Here is a 3,208-nt window from a genome sequence, read left to right as displayed (position 1 = left end):
CATCTGGGCCGATACATTGGCTTGACCCCCCGCGCCGCATGCTGCGTCACCCCCCTGAAGGGGGGAGCAGCCAGCGGCCCGGCGAAGCCGGTTCCGCGGCTGCCGCTGAACGGCGTTACTTCATGTGTTGTGGGCCACGCTCCGGTACGGCCAAAAGAGTGAAAGTCATGAATCGCAAGCCATCCTGTACCGTTGCCGCGCTGGGCGTGGTGCTTCTGTTCGGCGCATCCGGTGCCTGGGCCCAGGCCGACGAGGCGCGGGCCAAGAAGATCGCCGGCGGCTCCTGCTTCCTGTGCCACGGCATGAACGGCGAGTCCACCAGCGAAATCTTCCCGCGCCTGGCGGGTCAGCACGCCGAGTACATCGCCAAGCAGCTGGGCGCGTTCAAGAGCGGCGCCCGCCAGAGCACCGCCATGGCCGAGATGGTGAGCAAGCTCACGCCCGACGAGATGCTGGCGCTGGGCCGGTACTACGAAAAGATGTCCTTGCCGCGCGAGGAGCCCAAGGAGCCGCAGCTGGCGGCCATGGGGCAGTACATCTTTCACAACGGCAACAAGTTCAGCGGCGTGCCCGCCTGCGTGAGCTGCCACGGCACCACGGCCCAGGGGGCGGCCAACCTGCCGCGGCTGGCGGGCCAGTTCTCGGGCTACATCCACACCCAGCTCAAGTCGTTCAACAAACGCGAGCGCACCAACGACAACGCGGTGATGCACGTGGTGGTGCAGAAGATGACGGAGCTGGAGATGGCCGCGGTGGCGGAGTACGTCAGCGGAAAATAAGGTACCCCCCGCGCCGCGCTTGCGCGCGTCACCCCCCAAGGGGCGATGCGTGTGGCCCGGCGGAGCCGGTTCCACCGCATCCTCGAAACAGGCATCTCGCGCCTGCTGCTCTACCGGTGGTCGTCAGACTTGCTCATGCGTAACCGCCGGTACAGCCAGCCGGCAATGGCCAGGTTCAGCAGGTTCCAGGCGATGCCATTGATGAAGGCGGCGTGGTAGCTGCCGGTCATGTCGAAGATCCAGCCCGAGAGCCAGCCGCCCAGCGCCATGCCGATCAGGGTGGCCATGATGACCGCGCCGACCCGTGCGCCCACTTCCTGCAGCGGGAAGTGTTCGCGCACGATGATGGCGTAGGACGGCACGATGCCGCCCTGGAACAGACCGAACATGGCCGAGACCACGTACAGGGGCACCATGCCGTCGAACGGCAGGAACAGCAGCAACGCCACACCCTGCAGCGCCGAGCCCAGCAGCAGCGTGCGGATGCCACCAATGCGGTCGCAGATGAAGCCCGAGACGAGCCGGCTGACGATGCCGCTGGCCAGCATCAGCGACAGCATCTCGGCGCCGCGCGCGGCGCCATAACCGAGGTCGGTGCAATACGCCACGATGTGCACCTGCGGCATCGACATCGCCACGCAGCAACCCACACCCGCCACGCACAGCAGCCACTGTGCGCTGGACGGAATGAGGCCAAAGGGGCGGCTGCGGTCGGCGACGGGTGCGGCACCCGCAGCCGCCACGGGCACCGGCGGCGCCAGCGGCGGGCGCTGGCGCATCAGGCCCGACAGCGCCAGCATGCCCGCGCCGCAGACCAGGCCCATGATGGTGTACGTGGGCCGCCAGCCGATGGTCTCGATGCCGTGCTGCACCAGCGGCGGCCAGATCGCGCCGGCGATGTAGTTGCCGCTGGCGCAGATCGCCACCGCGATGCCGCGCCGGCGGTTCCACCACTGTGAGGTGTCGGCCAGCAGTGGCGCAAAGGTGGAAGCGCCGCCCAGCAGGCCCAGCAGGCCGTGGGCGAGACCAAAGGTCCAGATGCTGCCCGAGTGCGCAGCCCAGAGAAAGCCACCCGCCACCGCCAGCGCGCCCACCCAGAGCACTTTCATCAAACCGTGCCGGTCGGCCATGCGGCCGGTCCAGATGCCGCCGATGCCCAGGCAGATCATCATGAAGGTGTAGGGCAGCGAAGCGCTGGCGCGGTCGATGCCGAACTCGCGCTGCACCGTGGGCAGCACCACCGACACCACGTACATGCTGCTGTTGCCCAGCACCACCAGGCCCATCGCCACCAGCAGGCGCCAGGCGGCCTGGCGCGAATCGATGGCGGACGGGTCGGCGTGCAGTGGGCGGTTCATCCGCGCAATCTAGCGCAGCGACCGCCCGCGCGCTTGTCCTTCAGGTTACTGCTCAGGCGACCCGCGCCACCAGCTCGCCCTTGTCGTAGCGCTTCTGCATGGTCTCCAGGCTGTGCACCTGGGTGATCTTGCTGGCCATGCCCGCGGCACCGAAGGCCTCGTAGCGCGCCGCACAGATCGCCTGCATCGCCGTGGTGGCTTCCTTGTAGAACTTGCGCGGGTCGAAGTTCTTGCGGTCTTCGGCCAGGTGCTTGCGGATGGCGCCGGTGCTGGCCATGCGCAGGTCGGTGTCGATGTTGACCTTGCGCACGCCGTTCTTGATGCCTTCGACGATCTCTTCCACCGGCACGCCGTAGGTCACGCCCATGTCGCCGCCGTACTGGTTGATGATCGCCAGCCAGTCTTCCGGCACGCTGGAGCTGCCATGCATCACCAGGTGCACGTTGGGAATGCGCTGGTGGATCTCTTTCACGCGGTCGATGCGCAGCACCTTGCCGCTGGGCTTGCTGCTGAACTTGTAGGCGCCGTGGCTGGTGCCAATGGCGATCGCCAGCGCGTCCACCTGGGTCTTGCTCACGAAGTCGGCCGCCTCGTCGGGGTCGGTCAGCAGCATGGAATGGTCCATCTCGCCTTCGGCGCCGTGGCCGTCTTCTTCGCCGGCCTTGCCGGTTTCCAGCGAGCCCAGGCAACCGAGTTCACCTTCGACCGAGACGCCGCAGGCGTGGGCCAGGTCCACCACCTGCTTGGTGGTGTTGACGTTGTACTCGTAGCTCGACGGGGTCTTGCCGTCGGCCAGCAGGCTGCCGTCCATCATCACCGAGGAGAAACCCGACTGGATGGAGCGGAAGCAGATGGCGGGCGCTGCGCCATGGTCCTGGTGCATGCAGACGGGGATGTGCGGGTACATCTCGATCGCGGCCGAGATGAGATGGCGCAGGAAGGGCTCGCCCGCATAGGAACGAGCCCCCGCCGAGCCTTGCAGGATGACCGGGCTGTTCACCTGGTGTGCCGCCTGCATGATGGCCTGCACCTGCTCCATGTTGTTGACGTTGAAGGCCGGCAGGCCGTAGT

The 3,208-nt window shown here is 67.2% G+C and carries 3 protein-coding genes; 1 reads left to right on the top strand and 2 read right to left on the bottom strand.

Going from position 1 to position 3,208, the window contains the following annotated elements; translation table 11 throughout:
* The first annotated feature begins 167 nt into the window (after nucleotides 1–167).
* Nucleotides 168–779: a c-type cytochrome gene (locus ACR2JA_RS07900; protein WP_434008550.1), complete on the top strand. Its 612-nt coding sequence runs from the start codon at nucleotides 168–170 to the stop codon at nucleotides 777–779.
* Nucleotides 780–889: 110 nt separating this feature from the next.
* Here the strand turns inward: ACR2JA_RS07900 and ACR2JA_RS07895 are convergent, their stop codons facing one another.
* Nucleotides 890–2,137 carry an MFS transporter gene (locus ACR2JA_RS07895; RefSeq protein ID WP_434008548.1) on the bottom strand — a complete coding sequence of 416 codons (1,248 nt, stop codon included), beginning with the start codon at nucleotides 2,135–2,137 and terminating at the stop codon, nucleotides 890–892.
* A gap of 52 nt (nucleotides 2,138–2,189) precedes the next feature.
* Nucleotides 2,190–3,208: class II fructose-bisphosphate aldolase (fba, locus tag ACR2JA_RS07890; protein WP_434008547.1), on the bottom strand; the 1,019-nt coding region annotated here is incomplete at its 5' end.

The sequence above is a fragment of the Hydrogenophaga sp. genome, assembly GCF_051007235.1.
Lineage (GTDB): Bacteria > Pseudomonadota > Gammaproteobacteria > Burkholderiales > Burkholderiaceae_C > Hydrogenophaga.
This window is presented reverse-complemented; position numbering and strand designations above follow the sequence as displayed.